Here is a 22,713-nt window from a genome sequence, read left to right on the forward strand (position 1 = left end):
ACTTGTGGTAAAGAGTAAGAGCGTCCTATTTATATTTTTTTTATTAAAATGCTATTTACTTATTAAGTTGAAATGTATAACCATATAAGAGATGAAGGATAGTCAATTAGCAGTAGTATTCGATTGGGATAATACCTTAGTTGACACTCAAGATAACATTTTTAATGCTATTAAGCATACCATAAACTCAATGGGGTATAGTAATAAAGCTGCTGATAGAAATTCCCATGAGTCGAGAAAGAGCTATATGGTCAATTTATTTGGCGATCAGTGGAAAAAAGCGAACCAGATATATCAACAATATTTAGACGATGCACTATTGCAAAACATTGCTCTGAATCAAGGAGTAGAGAAAATGTTGCAGACACTGAAAAGCCACAATATTTATCTAGCAATAGTAAGTAATAAGAAAAATACTAATTTACGTAAAGAAGTTGCCTATTTTAAACTAGATTCTTACTTTGAAAGAGTAGTTGGGTCATGCGATACCGCGGAAGATAAACCATCTGCAACCCCACTGCTATTTGCACTAGAAGAGAGTACGTTGCCTATAAATAGAGAAAATGTGTTTTTCGTTGGTGATAGCATCACAGATGTTCTGTGTGCACAAAATGCCAATTGTTTACCTATTATATACGGTCAATCAATAAGCGGTTATGAAGATTTGTCATGTTTTCAACATTTTGATAAACTTACAGATTTTATAATAAAGTATTTAGAAGATAGGTAATGACCGCTGTTACAGAGATTGCCAGTATACAAAGGCGCTTTTGCGCATATTTAATAGATGTAGCAATTTTATTAATTCCAACTTTATTAATTATACTGCTATTAGAGGATTCTCCGTTGATCTTACATCTATCATACATGTGTGTAAATTGTAGTTACTTCACATATTTTATATCTTCAAAGGCCCAAGCAACTCCAGGTCAACAGTTAATGAATATATGTACTATCAATTTAGATAATTCTAAAATAGACTTGAATTTAGCGTTTGACAGAAGCACTTCCCAGTTTTTTCTTCCTTTGTTAAACAGTGTAGTAGTTGTCCTTACTGAATTTTTGCAAGATCAGGAGGTATTAGTGAATGTCTTGAGTGCATTGAAAGTAATTATAATGCTGCTCACTCTCTGCTGGTATCTAGTTGCTTGTTTTTCTAAAAAGAAACAGACATACCACGACATGCTATTTAATACGGTTGTTATCAAAGGAACTATTAAATGAGTTGCTATAATCATCGTTATCATATAAATTATGCTGATAAATTGAACTAAGGGAAGATTATGAATGAAGAGATAGTAAAACATTTGAACAAATTATTGACCAATGAGCTGACTTCTGTACGTCAGTATCTTTTGCATTTTGCGGTTCTCAAAAACAATGGAATTAATAGACTTGCAGAAAAGGTAAAAAATGAGCTTAACGAAGAACTTGAACATGCAAACAAGTTGGCAGAAAGAATTTTATTGCTTAAAGGCGTACCAAATTTTCAAGATACAAATGAAATATCAAAGTATGATGGAAAGTTTGCAAAAGACACAATACAGAAAATCTTAGAGGCTAATTTAAAATTAGAGGGAAAAGGTATTAAGGATATCAAAGAAACGATTTCTATCGCTGAGAAAGAAAAAGATTTTGTTAGTGTAATGTTATTAGAAGAGATGTTAAAAAATGAAGAAGAGCACTTCCATTGGATTGAGAAACAGATAGACCTTATTGAACTAATGGGTGTTGAAAACTATTTAAGAACACAAATATAGAGTGTTAAAAAAAACAGTATTTATTTTAATTATACCTTGCTTGCTTCTTTTTTTATTAGGATTATGGCAAGTATTCAGATTGAACTGGAAGAATAATATTATTAAAAGTATGAGTCTTCCAGTTGTTCATCTATTGCCCAATAACGACCTTGAAAAATTTAACTATAGGCATGTCAAGATCGATGGGATTCTAAGTGACATAGAACTATATGTTTTTGCAGGGCAACACGGCTATCACGTGCTGTCTCCTATGTTGCTCACCACTGGACGTTACATGTTGGTGAATAAAGGAATAGTCAGAGAAAAAAAGGAGAAAAAAGTAAAAATTGAAAAAGTAGTTGCAGATGGAACTTTATATTGCGATAGCAATAAAAGCAAAAATTGGTTCATCAAAAACGATACTGCTTCGAATACATGGTTTACCCTGAGTACAGAGGAAATTTCCAATGAGTTAGGTATTAAGCTAGAGAAGTGTGTATTGTGGCCGAACAATTTTGGCAGCAAAGTAGCTATACAGCCAATGAAGCATTTGGAATATGCAATCACTTGGTTTGCACTTTCCTTAACTTGGTTGATTATGTGCGTAATTTACTATAGGCAAAACCTCAATAAAGCTTGAAGCTTTCTGTACATAAAATTAGAAAAGTAGTTATTCATCTTTATCACTACCAAGGTCTTTTAACATACTGTAATTGCCTTTTCTAAATCTACTTTTTAAAGACGTAACTCCACTTTCGCTAATACCACTGAGGCTCAGTGCAGCTCCACCTAGCTGCAATCCTATCTCAGATGTTTCAGGAATAATTTTACTAGCTCCTAGATCTCTATAAACCTCCACATTACTCAGATCTGGTAAGCGTATTACAATATTTACATGCGGAAAATTTGCAGCAACTAAGGAAACAACTTTTTTTATAGTAACTTCATTCTTTATTGAAATAACGAGAGCTTGAGCTCTTTCTATTCCTACTGATTTTAAAATTTCACATCTTGTAACATCTCCAAGATATATAGGAAAACTATCACTTTTTCCTTCTTTGACTATTTTTGATTGAATATCTACAACAACGTAACTTAAATGCTCTGCAGTAAGCATTTTTGTTACCATATATCCCACTCTACCAAATCCAGCAACTATTACATGGTTATAAAGATCTTGTGTATCTGTTTCAACAGCTTCATCATCTAATATTATTTTCTCAGTGCTAAATGAGTTTGCTATCCAATCTCCAAGCCCCGATAAAAGAGGAGTGAAAGCCATGGTTACTGTAGTTACCATCATAAGTACTTGAGCGATTTCACTTGGTAGCACATTTAGTTCATTTGCTAAGCGAAATAAAATAAACGCAAATTCACCGCCTTGTGAAAGTAGTAACCCAGCTTGTATAGCAGGTGCACTCTTAAACCCAAAAAATCTACACAATATATATATGATAGATGTTTTTAAAACGATAAGGATAATCGATAATAAAGTAATTAGTGGTAACTTGTTGAGTAAAAGTTCGGTATTGATAGACATACCAACAGTCATGAAAAATAAGCCAAGAAACAAATCTTTAAATGGCAATACTGCGTGTTCTACTGAGTGTCTGTATTCTGTTTCTGCAACTAACAATCCAGCGACAAATGCACCTAATGCCAACGATAAATGGAATTGCTCAGTAATAAATGCTGCTCCTAATACTATTAAAAGCGTTGTTGATATAAAGACCTCATTACTTTCCATTTTAGCAATAACCGAAAATAAAGGTCTAAGCAATAATCTACCAGTTATAAATATCAGCACTAATGCAATAGCTGCTTGCACCAATGAACCTGCCAATGAGCTTATCAGGCTGTGCTCAGAATTGCCAGCAAGTAAAGGTACCAATACTATTAATGGTACCACTGCAAAATCTTGCATTAATAGTACTGCTATTGACAACCTACCAACCTGACTTGCTTGAGAACCTTTTTCTTGCAGAACCTGCAACACTATTGCTGTTGAGGATAGCGCAAGCCCACCACCAATAACTGTTGCTATATTCGTATTCACTCCGAAAGCAAGAGCGATGCACCATATTGCTACCATGGTAACTATAACTTGAAGAGAACCGAACCCAAATACATGAATACGCATAGCGATCAGGCGTTCAAATGTCAATTCAAGGCCTATAATGAATAATAGGAAAACTACACCAAATTCTGCAAGATTATCCATTGCTTCAGCTGAGTGTATCAGATTAAATCCATGAGAACCAATAACTGCACCTGCAACGAAGTAACCGAGCACTGGACTAATATTCATTTTCCAGAACGCTATGACTATAAACACAGCAGCAGAAAGTAAAATTATAATATCAAACAAATGCTGAGAGCCACTGTGCATGATATTTAACCTGTAGAATTAGACCATTTAATTGAGCAGCCAATACTTGATTTTTGGTCAATTGGAGAATTACCAGTTTCTGCAATAAATTTCATAGCTTGAAATAAGTCACTACTTCCTACTTCATAGCTTTGAACCTTTTCTTTTTTTGTGTCATTAAAACGTCCACGATAGCAAAGGTTTAAATTGGAATTAAAGCCAAAAAAGTCAGGAGTGCAAACAGCCCCGTATTCTTTAGCTATTTTCTGTGTACTATCAATTAAATATGGAAATGTAAACTTATTTTCCTTGGCAAAATTAATCATATTTTCAAAGGAATCTTCTGGATATTCATTTACATCATTTGACATTATTGCAACGGTGTTTACCTGATAATCTTTTTTCAATTGATCAACATCGCTTACCAGATTGCTAATAATTGACTGAACGTAAGGACAGTGATTGCATATAAACATTACAATAAGACCATTTTTTCCACAACAGTCACTTAATGTATAGTATTTATTGTCTACTCCCAAAAGATTAAAATCTTTTGCAGTAAAACTAAAATCGACTTTAGGAGTATTCAGAGCAACCATAGACTATTATTATACCATATGTAATTTACGGTCTTATTATTTAAATGTCAAACGGTTTCTATGTATACTGTTTGCATATTCTTTTTTAGTATTATAATTATAAAACTTATGTTCATAACTTTCGAAGGAATAGACGGCTCTGGTAAAACAACACAATCTAAGCTACTTGCAAATCATTTTAAGCAAATTCACGGCGAAAATAATGTAGTGTCGACTCGAGAACCAGGTGGCACTGATTTTGCAGAAAAGATAAGAGGAGTGTTGTTAACAAATAATATTGATCCTATTTCTGAACTCTTGCTACTTATCTCGATGAGGCACGAACATATGAAAAAATTAATATTACCAGCTCTTGCAGAAGGGAAAATAGTGATTTGTGATCGGTTTATTGATTCAACCATTGCATACCAAGGATATGGGTTTGGAGTTGATTTAAAACTAATAGAAGATTTGCACAGGTTGGCTGGAGTTAGATATCCAGATATTACATTTATTCTAGATATTGATGTTAAAGTTGGGTTAAGTAGAGCGAAAGACAAGAATAAATATGAAGAAATGGATGTTAATTTTTATAATAAAGTTGGAAAAGGGTTTAAAGAAATCGCCATAAAAGAGCCCGTTAGGTGCCATGTCATCACTGAAATTGAAACAAAAAATGATAATCAAGTACACACTAAGATTATTGATAAAATCACTATTGCAAAGACTTAACTATATTTATTTAACCTCTACTAATTTAAACCGAACCTTTAACTTGTGATAGAAAATTATTAATTTTAGGTAACATTATTTCACATGAATAACTTTTTGTTTGAGTAGCTAAAAAATCCTGTATTTTGTCTGGATCTTCTTCACTTATTATCTTATATGCCCTTGTGAGGTTCATTAATTCACTTCTATTTTTTTTATTACTTACTTCAGTAATAGTAAAAAATTGATCAAAATGGTCTAAGAGGTCTTTATTTTTTATTGAAGACACAATATCGTCAATTTCTTTCACAGATAATGCAAGTTCGTGTGCTTTACTACGATCTTCAAAACAAAGATTAACAAGCGCGTTGCAAAACCTATCTCTCGTAGTACTTCTCACTTCTGCTAATAAGGATTTAATATTTTCTTGGCAATACACTCTCTTTACTGATTCAGCTGGTTCAACCATACCAAGAACATTCTTTACCAAAGATTTTTTTTCACAACTAAATATGAACATGTAATAACCCATAGATAGAGTAAAGAACAAGAATACGGCTGGGAGCAAAAATGGCACTAGTACATTTTGTGATACAGGAAAGAGAAACCAGACAGCAGTTGCTGCTGATACAACAAGAAATAGCCCTAATAAAGTTAATTGCGCTCTTTTTTTATACTTATGATCAATGACTGCATTTACACCAATAGAAGCTACGTCAACCATTACTCATACCTCATTAAACAGTAATACTAACTGAATGATAGCATTATCGTGATGAAAATGCAACATTATGAATATTCTAATACAATTTATATTGACAGTTACAATTCTGAATGTTTTATTGCAGCGTTAGCTGATTAGCATTTTAAGCTAGGGTCAGATCTAATAGAGAGAGGATTTTTTTATTTTCTCATTCTTCTCATTTTCCTCTCTAACAATTTTTTTTCCGCTTAATATGTCCTTTATTTCATCTCCTGTTAAAGTTTCAAACTCCAGTAGATTTTCGGCAATGAGATCTAAGCCTTTCTTATGCTTGGTCAAAATGTCTTTCGCTTTTTCATAGCAAGAAGACACAACTTTCTTCACTTCTTCATCTATAAGTTTTAACGTATCTTCAGAAATTATCTCAGAACCATGCATAGTTTGTTCGCGATTGTGATAGATCGGACCTATTTTGTCGCTCATTCCCCATTTTGTTACCATAGAACGTGATAAATCTGATGCTAGTTTTATATCTGAAGATGCGCCGCTTGTGACTTTATCATAGCCAAAAATTAGCTCTTCTGCCACACGTCCACCCATTGCAACAGTTATATCTGCTAGTATCTTTTCTCTTGTGAGGGACACTCTATCTGTTTCTGGTAGTCTCATAACTAAACCGAGTGCCCTACCGCGTGGAATAATTGTTGCTTTGTGTATAGGATCAGAAGCAGGCATATTAACAGCAATCATCGCATGGCCAGCTTCATGGTATGCAGTCAGTCTCTTTTCCTCTTCTGTCATAATGAGAGATCGCCTTTCCACACCCATCATCACTTTATCACGTGCATATTCGAAATCATCCATGGTAACAATCTTCTTGTTTCTTCTTGCAGCAATAAGCGCAGATTCGTTCACTAAATTTGCTAAATCAGCCCCTGAAAAACCAGGTGTTCCTCTTGCAACTGTTTTCACATTTACATCAGGGGCCATTGATATTTTCTTTATATGCGTATTTAATATTTTCTCGCGCCCATTTATATCGGGTAAAGAAATAGTAATCTGCCGGTCAAAACGACCAGGCCTAAGCAGTGCTGGATCTAAGACATCCGGACGGTTAGTCGCAGCAATTATTATTACGCCCTCATTAGACTCAAAGCCATCCATCTCAACTAATAACTGATTTAATGTTTGTTCTCTTTCGTCATTACCACCACCAAGACCAATGCCACGATGTCTACCCACCGCATCTATCTCATCTATAAAAATTATACAAGGAGCATTTTTCTTGCCTTGATCAAACATATCACGAACACGGCTCGCACCAACACCAACAAACATCTCAACAAAATCAGATCCAGAAATGCTAAAGAATGGCACATTAGCTTCTCCTGCAATTGCACGAGCAAGTAAAGTTTTACCAGTTCCAGGAGAGCCAATTAAAAGGCACCCTTTTGGTATTTTTCCACCTAATATTTGAAATTTTTGCCTTTGTTTAAGGAAATCAACGATTTCTACTAGCTCTTCTTTTGCTTCATCAATTCCGGCAACATCATCAAATGTTACTTTTTTCCCACTAGTCATGAGTCTAGCCCTTGACTTGCCAAAGCTTATAGTTCTGTTGCCCCCCGCTTGTGTTTGTTTAAGAAAGAATAGCAAAAAGCCAATAAAGATAAATGTTGGGACCCATGAGATAAGTAATCCACCAATTACGCTCATGGCAGAATCTCCAGTTGAAAAGGAGAATCTCACTTTTCTATCATGTAAATTTTTTATTAGGTCGCTATATATAACACCGCTTGAGTTGAAACTTGAACCATCCCTAAACTTGCCCTCAATGCTCTGGTTTTTTATGACAATATTTTCTACATCATTGTCTTCTAGTCTAGTTAAAAATTCCGAAAAAGGTATGGTTGTTTTACTTCTACCTACATTTCCGCTGAACTGAATATAAACAACTGAAATAAGAACAATAATTACTAACCAGATCAATAAGCCTTCTAAAAATTTTTTCATTTCTATTTCTAACTAAGTACTAATCAAGCTTACCAAATTTTGTTTTATCGTGCTATTAATAATGCATTGAACCTTATCGTCATTGGTATTTTTTTCGTTATAATTTACATCAGGATAAGCAAGCACCTTTCCATCTTTTTGTACTGTAGGCAAAGAATAAAAGACTTCAGGGCAGCAGTTGTAAATTTAAAAGATGTATTTAATTGTGACCACCACTCAGTGTGTTTTTTTTCATGAACAATAATTAACTTCATCTGCTATAAATTCACGTACTAGTAAGTCCATTAGAATTCCTTGGAGCTATACTAAAAAGAGTCTGTAACACATTTCCTACATTTGCTTCTTCATTCTCAGGCTTTTGAAATTCATCCTTAAGCTTTTCAAGTGCATTACTAACATCATTCATGGTAATAACGATTTCTTCTGTGTCCTCTTTTACAATACAATTTCTGGCAAAATCTTTTACAGAATTTACTAAATTAAATAAATCAGCTCCTGAAAAACCTTTAGTTCTACCTGCAAGTTCTGTAAGATCTAGATCTTCTGTTCTTGGTGTGTCCTTCATATAAAGATTTAATATTTTCTCACGTAGGTTTTCGTCTGGTAAAGGAATATTAATGTGCTTGGACAAACGACCACTCCTAGTGAGTGCAGAATCTAAAACACCCATACGATTAGTTGCAGCAATTACTATCACACCCTCTCTAGATTTGAAGCCATCCAATTCAGTCAATAACTGATTTAAAGTTTCTGTATACGCTTGATGACCATAACTGCTACCATCACAGCGCTTTTCACCAACAGAATCAATTTCATCTATAAAAACTATACAAGGAGCATTTTTTCTTGCTTTCTCAAAAAGCTTACGTATATTTCCTGGACCAGTGCCAACATACCGCTGAATAAACTCAGATGCAGAAACACTTATAAATGAAGATTTAGTTTCATTTGCAATTGCTTTAGCAAGCAAAGTTTTGCCAGTCCCCGGTGGACCATAAAAAATGTATCCTGTGTCTTGCGCATAATTTAGCTTTTCGTCTATTTCTATTTCCCTTTTTGACTGAAGTTTACAAATCTTTCTTAACTCTCGTCTTACATCGTCTGAAACTGCAACATCATCAAGTGTTACTTTTTGTTCATTCGTTACTTTAGGTGATGTCATTAGTTCATAAACAACAACACATATTGCCCCAAACACAAAAAGTACAGCTGCAGTACCTGCCACTACACAAGTTACTACAGCGGATTTTATAATGATAGGCATAAAAAGTATGGTGTCCGTAGCAGTCTTAATTCTAAGAAACAGAATATACATAAGATAAATAAAAGCAGCAATTGCTAAACATAACAAAGGGAAAATGAATTTAAAGAACTCTCGCCAAGTTATTTTCATTATAATCCCTCACTAAGATAAATTTTCATCATCGATCATACTATATCGATAATATAAGATTTTTTTGTATTATGCAACTAATAATGAATTGAACCTTATTACTATTGATGTCTTTTGTATCATGAATTACATCAGGATAAGCAAGTACCTTTCCATCTTTTTGTACTGTAGGCAAAGAATAAAAGACTTCAGGGCAGCAGTTGTAATCCTTCAGAAATTCAGGAACTTTTTGTGTTTTTTTTAATGGAGCGATGATAACTGAACACTCTTGATTTCCGAGTATTGTGCAGCTAAATCTGTTATCCCATTGAGTAGGTTCATTTAAAGGTAGGTTTACGGTAATTTCTTGTATCTTTGACGATTCTCTAATTATTAAGATATTTTCTCCATATTTTCTTATTTTGCACCCAGAAAGTGTACAGTTAACATTACTATCCTTTTGCAATATTTTATTAAATATCGCAATAAGGCTATTGTACCTTGGTTTATAATGTTTACTGGCAATTGCCATTATAGAGTAAAGAAGAAGCCTCAAGGCTATTTCCTCTGGCAATTGATAAAATTCACTTAGTTTAATTTCAATATAACCAAGATCATGAACATTAACACAGTCATTAAATGCAAGGCGTGTGTAGTGCATCAACGCTTTTGCAGCTCTTTTCATATGAAGGGCTGTGAGGCATATTCGCTCTGTTAAAATCTCTTGATTGTCACTTGCTTTAAGTAAGCTACGGTATAAAGTTCGCCTGTATTTTAAGTTATAGTTGCTTCTATCTTCGATCCATTTTAACCGGTGAAGCTTAGCGTACTTTTCTATTTCACTACGACTAAAATTTAACAATGGCCTAAATATATAAATACCATTTAAGAAAGATTTGTAATCCATTGATGATAATCCATCTACGCCACTACCTCGCTCCAATCTTAATAAGAACGTTTCTGCTTGATCATCTTTGTGATGAGCAACGAGCAAACATTTAACATTATTGTTTTTACAACACTCTGCTAGTAACTTATATCGTGCTTTTCGTGCCTGTAATTGAATATTACCTTTAATATTTTGCTTCTCCCAATTTAATATGAACGATTCCTTTGCTCCAAGTTCTTTTGCATAACTTGTAACAAAATCAGCTTCTTTTTGAGACTCTGAACGTAACCCATGATTTACTGTTAATGCTATAGGAAGTGAAAGCTTGTTTTTTTTTGCCCAGTTAGTCATTAAGTGCAGTAAGACTATACTATCTACACCACCTGATACTGCAACTGCGATTTGGTTATAGAAAGCAAAGCTATTAGCTATATTTTGAAATAATAACTCTAATTTCATTATGTTTCTTGATGGCAAGATAGTCTCTACGTCATACAGCGACTTATTTGTGGTATATATAGATCCCGCTAACAAGCAGCGGAATTGCTCTCTTTTGTCATCCCAGTGCTTGACACTGGGATCCAGGTTTTAATGCAAGAAACTATTTCTTTATTCCAGAAAATGAAAATTCCACTCTACGATTTTTAGCATGCTCTTTTTCATATTTAGAATTTCTAGAATCATCTTTTACATTAACCAAAGGCTCAGTTTCACCCTTAGAAGCAGTTTTTATTCTGTTTTCTATGTAGGGTGCACAACTAACCATAAATTTTTTAGCTGCATCTGCCCTTCTAGCGCCTAGCGCAAGATTATATTCATGAGAACCACGGTTGTCAGTATGACCAGTTAAAGTAACCTTCGCGTCAGGGTTATCTTGTAACACCTCCATTACGTTAAGTAATGCATCTGCGCTTACTTCAGTAATACTAGATTCATCATAACCAAAGAAAACTCTTTTATCACCTATCTGCTTAACAACAGAATTCATTTTATTTGTTGTATTTGCTCCTTTTTTGGGCAAGAACTTACACCAGTAAGTAGCAAACAAAAACAGCACATTATAACCAGTCTACTCCACATTACTAAACCTCCATAAATTTTAAAATAGTGCGTAACTTTAATTTCAGTAGCTAATAATCTCTCCATATTGTAATATAGTCAAGAGAAATAAAATACTAAATACTTTTTCTACACCCTTACAATTAATTTTCTTATAATATGCTGGACTCTGAGTAGAAAAATCCAATAAAGGAATAAAAAGTACAATTTTTTATGTACTTTAAGCAAATATACTTTTAACTTTATTATTAATCTATTACGATATTAAAGAGATGTTTTCTAAAACAATGAACAAATTATGAAATCTTATAAGTTTTTAGAGGAAGTATTATATAGGGTAAAGAATATCGAAAATACGCTAAAAGTACTAAACCAAAGCCAATTGAATATAGAGGACAAAGTTGAACAAATGAGTCTTCTAGAAGAAATCAGACATGAAATTATCTCTCATGATGCAATAAAGGAATCATTAGCAGATGCTCTTGGTAACAAAAAAAGTGCAAATACTCAGCAGCTAAAGTTAATAGAGAGAATACATAAAAGCAACAGTGCTGTTCCTATTGATTTAGTAAAGTCTTTATCCAAAGCTAAGGTTGAATGCCAAAATTTATGGAAACTATCTCATTCTGAAACCAGTAACTTAGAAAAACTAAAAGAACGTTTTACTGATTTAATCACACTCATTCGCGAAGTAGCTTCTATAAAATCGCAGCAATTAAAATGCTCAAAATACGACTCACTGCTTGCTGACTATGACTCTGATATCACAGAAAAGAATATAAGGGAAGTATTCCCCAAGGTAGGCAAATTTTTTAGCGAAAATGTGGATGAAATAATTGAAAAGCAGAAAAAGGATAAGGTTACTAATATACAAAGAGTTGCTACTCAGAAGCAGATTGAACTTGGCTCGTTATGTTTACAGCAAATGGGTATTGCACTAAATGAGATTCGTACTTCTTATTACTACCCTATAGATTATGATGAATCTGATTTTTGTTATGGTTTATTTTCACTTTTACGGCATAGTGGTTATGCGATTTATCAAAAATGTTTAGCGCAAAATTCTATAAGTAGCCCAATTACGAGACATGTTATGTATGAAACTCAAGGGTTATTCATGGAAAGGATGATTGGAACATCCAGAGAATTTATTGAGTTCATTCAACCACACATAAAAGAGAAATTTGCTATAAAAGGCAAAACTAATAGCAGTGTTGAAAATTTGCACTTGGTTTTCAATGAAATAAACCTTTCCTCTTCTTTAAAGAACGCAGATGAATTTAGTCTGTTAGCTCATATTATGTTGAGAACTAGGTTAGAACAGGATATAATAAATGGTACACTGGAAGTTAAGGATCTGCACGATGCGTGGCTGGAAGGTATGAAGCACTATAAAATTCCAGTAAAAGCTAAAAATGAGCTGGACACTTATTTTCAAGATGAATATTGGGCAAGCGGTGTTATGGGCTACTTTCCTATAAAAATTATTGCTTTAATTGCTGCTGTGCAGATTTTCTCTTTCGTTAAAAAGAATCATTACGAATCATTAAGTGCTATAATAAAAGGAGATTTTAGTTTACTTATCAGTTGGTTATCTCAAAATATATACAGTGCAAAGTGTGGCCTGGAACTGCTAAAAAAAGTAACAGGCAAGGGTTTAGACGTTGAGTGTGTTACTTACTACCTATCTGAAAAGTATAATTTGTCTCAATAAATGGTTTTCTTGAGTTATGTATGAATTTTGTTCGAAAATTGACCGGAAAGTTTTATAGCCTTTTTACTTTCAAAGGTTTGTTTGCTAGCGATATTGCCATAGACCTTGGTACTGCAAACACTTTAGTTTATCAGAAAAATCAGGGAATAGTGCTTGATGAGCCTTCAGTTGTAGCAAGAGTAAAAGAAAAAGGAAGCTACGTTCCTTATGCTTTTGGTAAAAAGCTAAAATGATGCTTGGAAAAACGCCTGGAGAAATAGAGGCGATAAGGCCCTTAAAGGATGGAGTTATTGCTGATTTTAAAAGTGCGGAAGAAATGCTAAAATATTTCATACGCAGTGCAAACACAAAATTCACTGTTAATAAACCTAATATTATCATATGCGTTCCATCTGGATCCACGCCAGTTGAAAGGCGTGCTATACAAGATGCAGCAGAAAGTGCTGGTGCAAATGAAGTATTTTTGATTGAAGAACCAATGGCTGCAGCAATCGGAGCTGGGCTCCCAGTTACTGAACCTGAGGGTTCTATGATCGTTGATATAGGAGGCGGTACAACTGAAGTTGCAATTATTTCTTTAGGCGGAATTGTTTATTCACGTTCTGCCAGAGTAGGTGGCGATATTATGGATGAAGCAATAAAATCGTATATTCGTGAAAATCATAAGTTATTAATCGGTGAAACAACTGCTGAAAAAATTAAGAAAAACGTAGGTTCAGCCAGTCTGCCAGGTGAAAATAACAAAGAGGGAATGATAATTAAAGGCAGGGATTTAGTGAGTGGCATGCCAAAAGAAATGCTTTTATCAGAATATCAAGTTGCAGAGAGTTTAATAGAGCCTGTACATCAGATAATTTCTGCTATTAGGACTGCACTGGAGAGCACTCCACCTGAACTTTCTTCTGATATAGTCGATAGAGGAATAATTTTATCCGGTGGTGGTGGATTATTGCGTAACTTGGGCAAAGTTATCAGTGAAACAACAAAATTACCAGTTCGTGTTGCAGATGACCCACTTTGTTGTGTTGCCTTGGGTAGTGGAAAAGTGCTTGAAAACATGGATTATTTTGGCCATGTTTTATTCAAGCAAGATTAAATTGTTTTTGAAGGTAGTTTATCGAATTGTTTTGATGGAATTATGTAATATAAATGAGATCCCAGTGTCACGCACCAAGTAATTTGAAGGCAACTTCCAGCAGGAAAGGGTGTCATCCGAGTAGCTGACACTGGGATCCAGGAAACTTAATTACAAATAAATATGCTGTTTTAATGAATTTGCATAAATAGACACTAGATTCCAGTGTCAGCTACTTTCATGACATCATCTACTATGTAAATTGCCCCCAAATCAAAACGTTTGCACAGTTGTATGTTGGAATGACACAAGATTTGCGTTTATAAATTAAGGCGATTATGCTAAAAGAATTTAAAATTGAACCTCTGCTAAAAGATAGAGCTCCGCACCAGACCAAGGCTATTGTTGCAATGTCCGGGGGAGTTGATAGCTCCGTTGCTGCAGCACTGCTATATAACTTTGGGTACCAGGTGATAGGTGTGACTCTTCAACTCTATGGCACCGACGGTAATGCTAACGCAAGAAAAGGTGCATGTTGTGCTGGACAGGATATTTACGACGCTAAGCGCGTGGCTGAAAGTGTTGGCTTTCCTCACTATATTTTAAACTACGAGGAAATATTCAAAAAGGAAGTAATAGAGGATTTTGCAAGTACCTATATGCGTGGGGAAACTCCCATACCATGCGTAAGATGTAACCAAACGGTAAAATTTCGTGATCTATTGCAAGTTACAAAAAATCTTGGTGCGGATGTGCTTGTAACAGGACATTACGTGAGAAGATTAGAAAAAAATGGTGAGGTAAAGTTGTGCAGAAGCATTGATAAAAGTAAAGATCAAAGCTATTTTCTATTTGCTACAACAAAGGAGCAGTTGAAGCTTTTGCGATTTCCACTAGGTGGGTTCTATAAAAGTGATATAAGAAAATTAGCAAAGTATTTCAGCTTACAAATTTCTGAAAAGCCGGACAGTCAAGATATATGCTTTGTTTCCGAAAGCTATAGTAAAACAATAGCTAAATTAGCTCCACAATCTGTACAGAAAGGTAAAATAGTGGATGTTAATGGAAAAGTGCTAGGCGAGCACAGTGGCATAGTAAATTTTACAGTGGGGCAAAGAAAGGGCTTGGGTATCGCACACAATGAACCTCTTTATGTGATAAAAATTAATACAGAAAATAATGAGGTTATAGTAGGTCCGATCAACGCATTAATGCAAAAAAAAATATTGATCAAGGAGTTAAATTGGTTAGAACAACCAAAGGAAGGTATGGAAGTAACTGTGAAGCTGAGATCATCACATGCGGGAAGTTTAGCAACAATACATTCAACTGACGAAAAAAATAAAGCCTGTGTCATTTTAAACGACGATTACTTTGGCATCAGTCCAGGTCAAGCCTGTGTGGCATATAAAGGTGAACAAGTTATCGGTGGAGGATGGATATGCTCTTAACTGGGTGGCTTAATTTTTTTATGCAGAATGTAAACGTACAATAATATTTATTGCTATTTTACCCTATATCGCTTATACTATAAAGTAGAACATTATAGGTTTTAGCAATGGTTAAGGAAGTTGAAGAACTAATAAAAATTGTTGGTAAGGGTAATTTATTAGAGACTTTGTTTATTTTTTTAGGTGGCTTTCAACATGCCGACTTAGATCGTAGTATGGACTGCAGAAATCATTTTGGTTTGTCTGCATTCATTAAAAAAGGGGGAGCCATTAGATGAATATTTTAACTTAAAGTTTAGTCTACAAGGGCTGTTTTTAATTTATGCTCAAGCTTATAAGATACTTAGTGAAAACAACAACCTGAATACTAAAGATGTCATAGATAAAATATATGAAGTTATTAAAGGGTCTGAGTTAAATAGAGATATAAATGAAGTAGTAGAAGTAGATGGAAGTAAATTAGATTTACTTAACATCTTAGCAAATCCAAAGAGAGAAGCAATATTTAAAACAGAAAAAGATTTTGAAAATAAAGTACTTATTGGTGTTAGAAAGTTACTAAATGAAAAAACTACATTAAACAAATATGACAGAGAATTTGCATTAAATAAGTGCATTATCAGCAGCTATTATTCCATTCATGACATAAAAGCAGATAAAGATATAGCATTGTTCTTTTCTTTGGGTGGTCACTATAAAGAACTTTCGTCATCTAACAAAACAGTAAAAAGAGAAGTATTAGAGATATGTGAGAATCAGTTAATAGCGCATTATACAATGTTCTTAGCTAAAGCACTACATATGATCAAGTTATCAAGTAGAGATAAATATACAATCGACCATGAGAATGTGGATCGACAAGAGAAAGAATTAAAAATGGATGGATTAATATATCCTATAAATACAAAAAACACCCTAGAGCAACTGTTAAAAAACCAAAATAGTGATGAATTTGAACAATTAGTAACGAGCCATAAAAATATATACTACTCAGTGCCACAAGAAGAGAATAAATGTAGGCCAAATTTCATTGTCAGCAAGAAAAAGAAAAAGACCATAAAAACACAGTCTGTAAACTTATTTTGGGTATGTTTGTATTATCTGTTGGGTTATATGTTGCTGATTATTTCCTTATGGAGCAAAAATTGTTCAACTCAATAAAAAATGTTTTGCCACAAGACAACCTTACTAACTTGATAGTTGGTGCGGTGCTTACTATTGTAATAGTATATGCTTTATTTCAATTATCACAGAAACCACCACTTTCAACAGTCAATGGAATGACGAATGAAAATTTAGAATCGCTCCATGCAAAACAAGCTTAGAACTACATAAATGTAGCAACTTAAAAGTACATATTGTATAATGCTTATTCTTAAGTTAAGAAGGTAATTTATGGATTTAAGTAAAATAACAGCGGTACCAAATGCGGTGAATGTGGTAATTGAAATAAGTGCAAATGCTGAGCCTGTAAAGTATGAATTTAATAAAGAGCTTGGGTTGTTACAAGTTGACAGATTTTTGTCTACCTCAATGACTTATCCTTGCAATTATGGGTTTATACCAAATACCTGCGCAGGTGATGGTGATCCTGTGGATGTTTTGGTGCTAACTCAATTTCCCTTAGCATCTAGTGTTTTAATATCGGTGCGTCCAATAGGCGCATTACTCACTAAAGATGAAAAAGGAGAAGATGAAAAGATATTAGCTGTGCCTGTTTCCAGTGTTGATAGCTATTATGACAATATAAAGGACTATTCTGACTTATCTAAAAACCTACTAGATAAAATTGCTCATTTCTTTTCTCATTATAAAGATCTAGAAAAGGGAAAAACGGTAGCAGTTGGAGAATGGGTTGGTGTAGAAGAAGCAAAGAAAATCATTGAAAAAAGCAGAAATTAGTTTTTGTTGATTTATAGCTAAAGTGGCTTAGGTTTGCCTACAATTTGAAAAACAACAAATTCGTCATTCCGCTACTTGTTAGCGGAATCTATGCTGAGATACCGCGCACAACTGTACGAACATTCATTCTTGAAGGTAAACTGCACAGCAAATGGTGTCATTCCAGTGCTTGACACTGGAATCCAACCTTGCCGTAATCTCATCAAGAACGTTGTGTTTTAACATAAGACCAGCCACTTTTATGCTTACCAACTTAGTGCCCAATCAAAATTCCTGGATCCCAGTGTCTGGGCACTGGGATGACATTCTTCTGGTAGGCTCAAATTGTAATGTTCGTACAGTTGTGGAATGAATTGCGGTATGACGTAGGGAAACCTTTCTTGGGTTAGCTATAGATTTTTGTACCACAGATCTAAAAATTACAGTTGTTCGGAAAAATGTTGCTGTTAAAAGCATTAGACAGGCGGTAGAGGTCTTGGTATTATATAATCTTTAGGTTCTAAATTTGGAAGGGTGGCCGAGCGGCTGAAGGCGGCGGTTTGCTAAACCGTTATACGATTGAAAAGTCGTATCGAGGGTTCGAATCCCTCTCCTTCCGTATACTGTTTTAGCACGGTCTGAATTCGCTATATTGGCATGTTTTTAGCCTGTTTACCTGATCTTGTTGCAATGGTTTTTATTTCCGTCTTTGCTTAGATAGCTATTAAAAAGTTGGCTAGCGTTGACTCAGTATTTATTATAGAATTGGTTGTTAACCTTACTTATATGCATAAAATACTAATTTTACTGTTGATAGTGTTGCCACTTAGGTTGCTTGCAACCGAGATTGAAATTGTTGCAGATGTAAATGGTGAGCCAATTTCAAATTTAGATATCGAAAAACGCATCAACTTTATAAATTCATTGTTTGGCACTCAAAGTGTTAATCAAAAAGAAGCAAAACCTCAAATTCTTAGGGAGCTAATAGACGAAATTATCATTATCAATGAAGCACAGAGGCTGAATATAAAATTGAGCAACGAGGAGTTAGATAATGCTATCATATTATTTTTAACCCAAAGTTTTAAACTTAAGGCTAATGAAGTTGATCAATACATAAAAAAGCATAATATAGATCTTAGTATTTTAAGAAAACAAATAAAATGTCAGTTACTATGGAGCAAAATTATTGAAGTAAGAATTGTGCCATTTATTAATATAAGCGATAAAGAAGTAGATGATGTAAAAAGGCAAACAGAAAAGCCGGATTATCTTATCACGTTCCAAGAGTTTATAATTCCTGATCAAAAAGACAAGGATGTTTATGGCATAGCTGAAGATTTAGTAAAAAAATTACGTAATAGTAATAACCCGGAATCTCCAATAAAGATGCGTAAAGCAACAGTTAATTTAAGTCAGCTCAAAGATAAACTTAAGAGCGTTTTAGAAAGACTAGAAACCGGCGATATAGCAGGTCCATTCAGTTTCAGTGAAGGTTACTCTATTATAAAAGTCATAGACAAGGTACAACTTAATTATGCACTGCTGGAAAGCACTTTAAAATTAAAACAGATTGTGGTTGAGGGTTCAGAAAGTTTATTGGATAATTTTCAAGAGCAAAAGGTCAATTGTTTAAATTTTGACAAATTAGCAGATGATTTTAAGTTGCCAAACGCAAAAGAGTTTGAAATAAAAATGCGAGATTTAAATCCTGATTTACAGATTTTATTTAGTAAAACAAGTGTGAATGAAATAGTAGAATTAAGAGAAAATGGCACTGCAAAGTTAATGATGTTGTGTGATATCAAGAGTAATGCAGCGGATATAGAAGCAATTAAACAGCAGATGTACCAACAAAAGATTATGATACAAAGCAACTTGTTATTAGATGATATGCGTAAAAATTCAGCTGTCAGTTATCGGTATAGTTGAAGTCAGAGAGTGTCCTTGTCTCTGTCTTTGTGTACGAAAATTACTTTGTTCTATAAAATTTCAAAAAATTTGAACAAATATAGTTAAAATAGCACATGAAGAATATAATGCTAATTGGTGGTGGAGTTGGAAATGCAGTATTATTTTCGATAGGGAAGGCGTGTCTTGAAAATAATAATAAGGTTTTGTACTTTGCTGGCTATAAGAAATTAAGTGATGTATTTAAACGAGCACTGATAGAGCGTGCATCAAATGCAGTAGTTTGGGCATGTGAAGAAGGATTGATAGAAACAAGCAGAGATCAAGATAAATCCTTTCATGGTAATATAGTTGATGCAATAGTCTCTTATCAACAAGGAAGATTAGGTATTAATTTAAACACTATAGATAAAATTATCACTATTGGTTCTGATAAAATGATGAAAGCTGTGAATGAAGCTAGAAAAACAATTTTAAAGCCATATCTGAAGTCAAGTCACATAGCAATATCGTCAGTTAATTCTCCTATGCAGTGTATGATGAAAGAAATCTGCGCTCAGTGTGTTCAGCAACATATAAATACGGAAACAGGAGAAAGGAGTTTTGTTTATAGTTGCAGTAATCAAGACCAGGATATGGAATTTATTGACTTTGATTTTTTAAGTGAGCGCTTAAAGCAAAATAGTTTACAAGAAAAACTCACTGCGAAATGGATAGATCATGTTCAAAGATATTAAACAGCACAAAAAGGAAATAAGAGAGCAATATAGAGCTATAAGAAAAGATATTGATGAAAGTTATTCCAGTTATGCGGCAAGTTCCCTTATTAATCTCTTTAATCAGAACTTAAGTTACGTTAAAGGCAAAACAATTGCGGCTTACGTTCCAATGGATGGGGAAATAAATGTTGTCCCTTTGATGTGTCGTTTGCTCTATTTAGGTTATAAAGTAGCAATTCCTGATAAAAATCAGTTGCTAAGATTTGAGGGATGGAACGAAACAAATGAAGATGTAATTCCCGACACAATCATTACTCCTGTTGTTGCTTTTGATGATCATTTTAATAGATTAGGTTTTGGCGGTGGTTGGTATGATACAATGATAAAAAAATTACGGCCGCTTGGAAAAATATTTATAGGTGTAGCCTATGAGAAACAATATTGTAAAGATTTACCTGTAGAAAAACATGATCAAAAATTGGATATTATAATCACTGAGATGTGTGTTAGATGTGGAGGTGGATTGCTCAAAAAAGTGGATAGAAAGGAGTAGCGTAACCCCACTTTCTGATAGTAATTTTTGCGTCAAAACGCTCCTCAAATGCATCAACCCGGTCCTGTGATTCCTTCTTCACTCACTCGTTCAGCACTTGAACTACCTAATTGAGAATCTGGCTTCATTTCCTGAGCTTTCTCATTAACTTTTTGTTCTACATCTTCTATTTTACCGTTACCAATAGCCATAATTGCAGGTTGAAATTTATTTATAAGATCATTAAGTGCTTTCATATCTGCTACATGAGTACTGAGGCCCTTTTCCAGAAGTCTGCTCATATCATCTTCTGAAAAATTTTGAATGGTTCCATTCTTTACTAACTCTTGTATAGCAGATCGCTGCCTTTCATTTTGAAGCATTTCTAATATTTTTTTCCCATCATCAAGACCTTTTTTAGCGTCAACGCCTTCGTTATCTTTAAGACTAATGTTTGCAATAGTTTCAAGCACGTTTGTTCTTAATCTACTAAAGTTATTCTCTCTTGCTTGAACTGTAGGTAATTTATCTATTAAATCCTTATATGAACTTTTCACTGCTTTTCCTGCTTCAATCGCTCCTTCTTTTATTTTTTCCCCTGCCTTTCCTATACCTATTCCTACATAACGCGCTCCAATAGCTACAAGCGCTATTAATGTAGCAAGCACAATAAGCGGAGAAAATGCTACTCCCAATACTATTGCTGTAGAAGCTATTCCAATTTTTTTATTTGCAGATGCTGATTTAAAATAATTGACTAGATTGTCCAGCGGACCTTTATTATTATTTATAACATTACTTATTGCTTGCTGATTAACAGATTTTAACGCCTCTTCTATTATTTTTGAGTCAACGTTTTCAGAAGTTAACCCTTTAAGTGCTTCTTCAATGAATTTTATAAATAATTCTTTGTTTACCTCCTTTTGCAAGCCTTGGTCATTAATCGCTAAACCTAAATCTTTGAGATTCATCCCTTTAACTTGTTCTGATAGGGCTTCAAACAACTTCCCTTTTTCTTCCTGTGGGAATTGTGCGATGCTTTCTATTATATCTGAAATAGCTTTTCTTAGTTCTTGGTAGTCAGTTTCATTATCAAAGAACTCAGCCACATTTTACTCCATTGACTGTAAATATGCCTAATTATACATACTAATTATTAATTATATCATAATTGATATAACATACCCCTTTCCAAATATAGAATTTGTATTAAAATATCTAGATTATATGAAATCAAGGTACTTTATGGGTGAAAAAAAATTAAAAGCTGCTGTGATTTTATCAGGGTGTGGTCACCTTGACGGTGCAGAGGTAAGAGAAGCGGTTTTAAGTCTGCTTGTGCTTGATCAGCAGGAAGTGGATGTTAAATGCTTTGCACCTGACATCAATATCACACAAGTTATGAATCATAAAACAAAGGAGGCAGTGAAAGAAAAAAGGAATGTACTTGTAGAAGCAGCAAGAATCGCAAGAGGCGAAATATATGACTTAAAAGAAGCCAAAGCTGAAAATTTTGACATGCTAGTCGTACCTGGTGGATACGGGGTTGCGAAAAATTTATCTGACTTAGCTGAAAATAAAGACATGGTGACAGTAATGCCTGAATTTGAAAGATTAGTTTCAGAATTTTTTGTCACAAAAAAGCCAATAGGAGCAATATGCATATCTCCAGCCGTAATTGTTTCAATTTTAAGTAGCAAGATAGGTAAAGAAGAAAGTGAGATTAAGGTAACTATAGGAGATGACAAAGAACAGTTGATAGAGAAGCTTGGCGGCAAACACATAAAGTGCGATACAGGGTTATCAATAGAAGACGAAGAGTATAATGTATTTTCCTGTTCTGCTTATATGCGTAGCGACGAAAGTACATACTCTGTATATCAAGGGATAAAGCATATGATTGACAGTATGGTAAAAAAGATTAACAAAAAAACTAAACAACCATTCCTCTAAGATGTAGTAATTTAGACTTCCTTACACAATTAACTGTTGAACTTT

The 22,713-nt window shown here is 34.0% G+C and carries 25 protein-coding genes, 1 tRNA gene and 3 pseudogenes; 17 read left to right on the forward strand and 12 right to left on the reverse strand.

The features are described from left to right. Window positions 1–91: 91 nt before the first annotated feature. The 4 genes from NMD99_RS05910 to NMD99_RS05925 are packed head-to-tail and all read left to right on the forward strand — an operon-like array spanning window position 92 to window position 2,379. On the forward strand, window positions 92–730 hold the full coding sequence (locus NMD99_RS05910) for an HAD family hydrolase (RefSeq protein WP_253309895.1): 639 nt from the start codon (window positions 92–94) through the stop codon (window positions 728–730). After that, window positions 730–1,224, forward strand: coding sequence for an RDD family protein (locus NMD99_RS05915; RefSeq protein WP_253309894.1), 495 nt, complete (start codon window positions 730–732; stop codon window positions 1,222–1,224). Before NMD99_RS05910 ends, NMD99_RS05915 begins: the two co-directional genes overlap by 1 nt. Window positions 1,225–1,283: 59 nt before the next feature. After that, the gene (gene bfr, locus NMD99_RS05920) at window positions 1,284–1,760 is read left to right on the forward strand and encodes a bacterioferritin (protein WP_253309893.1); all 477 of its coding nucleotides are present in this window, start codon (window positions 1,284–1,286) and stop codon (window positions 1,758–1,760) included. Window position 1,761: 1 nt separating this feature from the next. Continuing rightward, window positions 1,762–2,379: an SURF1 family protein gene (locus NMD99_RS05925; protein ID WP_253309892.1), complete on the forward strand. Its 618-nt coding sequence runs from the start codon at window positions 1,762–1,764 to the stop codon at window positions 2,377–2,379. 30 nt (window positions 2,380–2,409) lie between these two features. Here the strand turns inward: NMD99_RS05925 and NMD99_RS05930 are convergent, their stop codons facing one another. Together NMD99_RS05930 and NMD99_RS05935 are read right to left on the reverse strand one after the other, a co-directional pair. Further along, on the reverse strand, window positions 2,410–4,128 hold the full coding sequence (locus tag NMD99_RS05930) for a monovalent cation:proton antiporter-2 (CPA2) family protein (RefSeq protein WP_264688048.1): 1,719 nt from the start codon (window positions 4,126–4,128) through the stop codon (window positions 2,410–2,412). Window positions 4,129–4,133: 5 nt separating this feature from the next. Further along, on the reverse strand, window positions 4,134–4,706 hold the full coding sequence (locus NMD99_RS05935; protein ID WP_182367219.1) for a thioredoxin family protein: 573 nt from the start codon (window positions 4,704–4,706) through the stop codon (window positions 4,134–4,136). Between the two features lie 108 nt (window positions 4,707–4,814). Here NMD99_RS05935 and tmk point away from each other — a divergent pair, with 108 nt between their 5' ends. Then, window positions 4,815–5,417, forward strand: coding sequence for a dTMP kinase (gene tmk / locus NMD99_RS05940; RefSeq protein ID WP_253302246.1), 603 nt, complete (start codon window positions 4,815–4,817; stop codon window positions 5,415–5,417). 25 nt (window positions 5,418–5,442) lie between these two features. Here tmk and NMD99_RS05945 read toward each other — a convergent pair whose 3' ends face one another. The 6 genes and pseudogenes from NMD99_RS05945 to NMD99_RS05970 form a co-directional block, all read right to left on the reverse strand. After that, a complete protein-coding gene (locus NMD99_RS05945; protein ID WP_264688046.1) occupies window positions 5,443–6,120 on the reverse strand; it encodes a hypothetical protein in 678 nt (225 codons plus the stop codon). Between the two features lie 159 nt (window positions 6,121–6,279). Next, on the reverse strand, window positions 6,280–8,112 hold the full coding sequence (gene ftsH, locus NMD99_RS05950; RefSeq protein WP_264731997.1) for an ATP-dependent zinc metalloprotease FtsH: 1,833 nt from the start codon (window positions 8,110–8,112) through the stop codon (window positions 6,280–6,282). A 12-nt stretch (window positions 8,113–8,124) separates the two neighbouring features. After that, window positions 8,125–8,295, reverse strand: a pseudogene (locus NMD99_RS05955) (tRNA lysidine(34) synthetase TilS); the annotation flags it as partial. Between the two features lie 82 nt (window positions 8,296–8,377). Next, the gene (locus NMD99_RS05960) at window positions 8,378–9,337 is read right to left on the reverse strand and encodes an ATP-binding protein (RefSeq protein WP_309165882.1); all 960 of its coding nucleotides are present in this window, start codon (window positions 9,335–9,337) and stop codon (window positions 8,378–8,380) included. A gap of 208 nt (window positions 9,338–9,545) precedes the next feature. Beyond that, a complete protein-coding gene (tilS, locus tag NMD99_RS05965; protein ID WP_264688043.1) occupies window positions 9,546–10,832 on the reverse strand; it encodes a tRNA lysidine(34) synthetase TilS in 1,287 nt (428 codons plus the stop codon). A 142-nt stretch (window positions 10,833–10,974) separates the two neighbouring features. Beyond that, window positions 10,975–11,453, reverse strand: a pseudogene (locus NMD99_RS05970) (OmpA family protein). Between the two features lie 277 nt (window positions 11,454–11,730). On the opposite strand from NMD99_RS05970, the gene NMD99_RS05975 reads away from it, so the two are divergent. Both NMD99_RS05975 and NMD99_RS05980 read left to right on the forward strand, forming a co-directional pair. After that, window positions 11,731–13,146, forward strand: a complete 1,416-nt coding sequence (locus tag NMD99_RS05975) for a gluzincin family metallopeptidase (RefSeq protein WP_253309828.1) — start codon at window positions 11,731–11,733, stop codon at window positions 13,144–13,146. 20 nt (window positions 13,147–13,166) lie between these two features. Continuing rightward, a pseudogene (locus tag NMD99_RS05980) lies at window positions 13,167–14,242 on the forward strand (rod shape-determining protein). Here the strand turns inward: NMD99_RS05980 and NMD99_RS05985 are convergent. Beyond that, window positions 14,239–14,373, reverse strand: coding sequence for a hypothetical protein (locus tag NMD99_RS05985; RefSeq protein ID WP_309165885.1), 135 nt, complete (start codon window positions 14,371–14,373; stop codon window positions 14,239–14,241). The pseudogene NMD99_RS05980 and the gene NMD99_RS05985 overlap by 4 nt on opposite strands. A 186-nt stretch (window positions 14,374–14,559) precedes the next feature. On the opposite strand from NMD99_RS05985, the gene mnmA reads away from it, so the two are divergent. The 5 genes from mnmA to ppa all read left to right on the forward strand — a co-directional run bounded on the left by mnmA (window position 14,560) and on the right by ppa (window position 17,574). After that, on the forward strand, window positions 14,560–15,672 hold the full coding sequence (gene mnmA / locus NMD99_RS05990; RefSeq protein ID WP_253309830.1) for a tRNA 2-thiouridine(34) synthase MnmA: 1,113 nt from the start codon (window positions 14,560–14,562) through the stop codon (window positions 15,670–15,672). Window positions 15,673–15,779: 107 nt separating this feature from the next. Further along, on the forward strand, window positions 15,780–15,950 hold the full coding sequence (locus NMD99_RS05995) for a hypothetical protein (protein ID WP_309165886.1): 171 nt from the start codon (window positions 15,780–15,782) through the stop codon (window positions 15,948–15,950). Further along, window positions 15,907–16,833, forward strand: coding sequence for a WD1261 family protein (locus tag NMD99_RS06000; protein ID WP_309165887.1), 927 nt, complete (start codon window positions 15,907–15,909; stop codon window positions 16,831–16,833). The genes NMD99_RS05995 and NMD99_RS06000 overlap by 44 nt, the downstream gene beginning before the upstream one ends. After that, entirely contained in the window at window positions 16,818–16,997 is a 180-nt protein-coding gene (locus tag NMD99_RS06005; RefSeq protein ID WP_309165888.1) for a hypothetical protein, read from the forward strand. Before NMD99_RS06000 ends, NMD99_RS06005 begins: the two co-directional genes overlap by 16 nt. A 70-nt stretch (window positions 16,998–17,067) precedes the next feature. Further along, complete coding sequence (gene ppa, locus NMD99_RS06010; RefSeq protein ID WP_182183735.1) at window positions 17,068–17,574, forward strand: inorganic diphosphatase; 507 nt, start codon at window positions 17,068–17,070, stop codon at window positions 17,572–17,574. A 123-nt stretch (window positions 17,575–17,697) separates the two neighbouring features. On the opposite strand, the gene NMD99_RS06015 is transcribed toward ppa, so the two are convergent. Both NMD99_RS06015 and NMD99_RS06020 read right to left on the reverse strand, forming a co-directional pair. Next, a complete protein-coding gene (locus NMD99_RS06015; protein WP_265017222.1) occupies window positions 17,698–17,826 on the reverse strand; it encodes a hypothetical protein in 129 nt (42 codons plus the stop codon). Between the two features lie 12 nt (window positions 17,827–17,838). Further along, window positions 17,839–17,982, reverse strand: coding sequence for a hypothetical protein (locus NMD99_RS06020; protein ID WP_264688036.1), 144 nt, complete (start codon window positions 17,980–17,982; stop codon window positions 17,839–17,841). Between the two features lie 99 nt (window positions 17,983–18,081). Between NMD99_RS06020 and NMD99_RS06025 the strand changes: the two genes are divergently transcribed. From NMD99_RS06025 to NMD99_RS06040, 4 genes are all read left to right on the forward strand, one after another. Then, window positions 18,082–18,172, forward strand: a tRNA-Ser gene (locus NMD99_RS06025). Window positions 18,173–18,339: 167 nt separating this feature from the next. Next, window positions 18,340–19,485 carry a SurA N-terminal domain-containing protein gene (locus tag NMD99_RS06030; RefSeq protein WP_264688035.1) on the forward strand — a complete coding sequence of 382 codons (1,146 nt, stop codon included), beginning with the start codon at window positions 18,340–18,342 and terminating at the stop codon, window positions 19,483–19,485. 95 nt (window positions 19,486–19,580) lie between these two features. Further along, window positions 19,581–20,201: a ferredoxin reductase domain-containing protein gene (locus NMD99_RS06035; protein WP_253309835.1), complete on the forward strand. Its 621-nt coding sequence runs from the start codon at window positions 19,581–19,583 to the stop codon at window positions 20,199–20,201. Beyond that, complete coding sequence (locus NMD99_RS06040) at window positions 20,185–20,736, forward strand: 5-formyltetrahydrofolate cyclo-ligase (protein WP_253309836.1); 552 nt, start codon at window positions 20,185–20,187, stop codon at window positions 20,734–20,736. Before NMD99_RS06035 ends, NMD99_RS06040 begins: the two co-directional genes overlap by 17 nt. A 53-nt stretch (window positions 20,737–20,789) precedes the next feature. On the opposite strand, the gene NMD99_RS06045 is transcribed toward NMD99_RS06040, so the two are convergent. After that, a complete protein-coding gene (locus NMD99_RS06045) occupies window positions 20,790–21,686 on the reverse strand; it encodes a hypothetical protein (RefSeq protein ID WP_373457559.1) in 897 nt (298 codons plus the stop codon). A 256-nt stretch (window positions 21,687–21,942) separates the two neighbouring features. On the opposite strand from NMD99_RS06045, the gene elbB reads away from it, so the two are divergent. Beyond that, the gene (elbB, locus tag NMD99_RS06050; RefSeq protein ID WP_264688033.1) at window positions 21,943–22,668 is read left to right on the forward strand and encodes an isoprenoid biosynthesis glyoxalase ElbB; all 726 of its coding nucleotides are present in this window, start codon (window positions 21,943–21,945) and stop codon (window positions 22,666–22,668) included. Window positions 22,669–22,713: the final 45 nt, after the last annotated feature.

It is taken from the genome of Wolbachia endosymbiont of Listronotus oregonensis, assembly GCF_031205055.1.
Taxonomy (GTDB): Bacteria; Pseudomonadota; Alphaproteobacteria; order Rickettsiales; family Anaplasmataceae; genus Wolbachia.

Excerpts from the sequence above, each read along its gene's own strand:
- NMD99_RS06030 (WP_264688035.1), top strand. The coding sequence starts at position 18,340 with ATGCATAAAATACTAATTTTACTGTTGATAGTGTTGCCACTTAGGTTG.
- NMD99_RS06040 (WP_253309836.1), top strand. The coding sequence starts at position 20,185 with ATGTTCAAAGATATTAAACAGCACAAAAAGGAAATAAGAGAGCAATAT.
- NMD99_RS05945 (WP_264688046.1), bottom strand. The coding sequence starts at position 6,120 with ATGGTTGACGTAGCTTCTATTGGTGTAAATGCAGTCATTGATCATAAG.
- tmk (WP_253302246.1), top strand. The coding sequence starts at position 4,815 with ATGTTCATAACTTTCGAAGGAATAGACGGCTCTGGTAAAACAACACAA.
- NMD99_RS05910 (WP_253309895.1), top strand. The coding sequence starts at position 92 with ATGAAGGATAGTCAATTAGCAGTAGTATTCGATTGGGATAATACCTTA.
- NMD99_RS05930 (WP_264688048.1), bottom strand. The coding sequence starts at position 4,128 with ATGCACAGTGGCTCTCAGCATTTGTTTGATATTATAATTTTACTTTCT.
- NMD99_RS05915 (WP_253309894.1), top strand. The coding sequence starts at position 730 with ATGACCGCTGTTACAGAGATTGCCAGTATACAAAGGCGCTTTTGCGCA.
- NMD99_RS06045 (WP_373457559.1), bottom strand. The coding sequence starts at position 21,686 with ATGAATCTCAAAGATTTAGGTTTAGCGATTAATGACCAAGGCTTGCAA.
- ppa (WP_182183735.1), top strand. The coding sequence starts at position 17,068 with ATGGATTTAAGTAAAATAACAGCGGTACCAAATGCGGTGAATGTGGTA.
- NMD99_RS05935 (WP_182367219.1), bottom strand. The coding sequence starts at position 4,706 with ATGGTTGCTCTGAATACTCCTAAAGTCGATTTTAGTTTTACTGCAAAA.
- ftsH (WP_264731997.1), bottom strand. The coding sequence starts at position 8,112 with ATGAAAAAATTTTTAGAAGGCTTATTGATCTGGTTAGTAATTATTGTT.
- NMD99_RS06035 (WP_253309835.1), top strand. The coding sequence starts at position 19,581 with ATGAAGAATATAATGCTAATTGGTGGTGGAGTTGGAAATGCAGTATTA.
- elbB (WP_264688033.1), top strand. The coding sequence starts at position 21,943 with ATGAAATCAAGGTACTTTATGGGTGAAAAAAAATTAAAAGCTGCTGTG.
- bfr (WP_253309893.1), top strand. The coding sequence starts at position 1,284 with ATGAATGAAGAGATAGTAAAACATTTGAACAAATTATTGACCAATGAG.
- tilS (WP_264688043.1), bottom strand. The coding sequence starts at position 10,832 with ATGAAATTAGAGTTATTATTTCAAAATATAGCTAATAGCTTTGCTTTC.
- mnmA (WP_253309830.1), top strand. The coding sequence starts at position 14,560 with ATGCTAAAAGAATTTAAAATTGAACCTCTGCTAAAAGATAGAGCTCCG.
- NMD99_RS05995 (WP_309165886.1), top strand. The coding sequence starts at position 15,780 with ATGGTTAAGGAAGTTGAAGAACTAATAAAAATTGTTGGTAAGGGTAAT.
- NMD99_RS05975 (WP_253309828.1), top strand. The coding sequence starts at position 11,731 with ATGAAATCTTATAAGTTTTTAGAGGAAGTATTATATAGGGTAAAGAAT.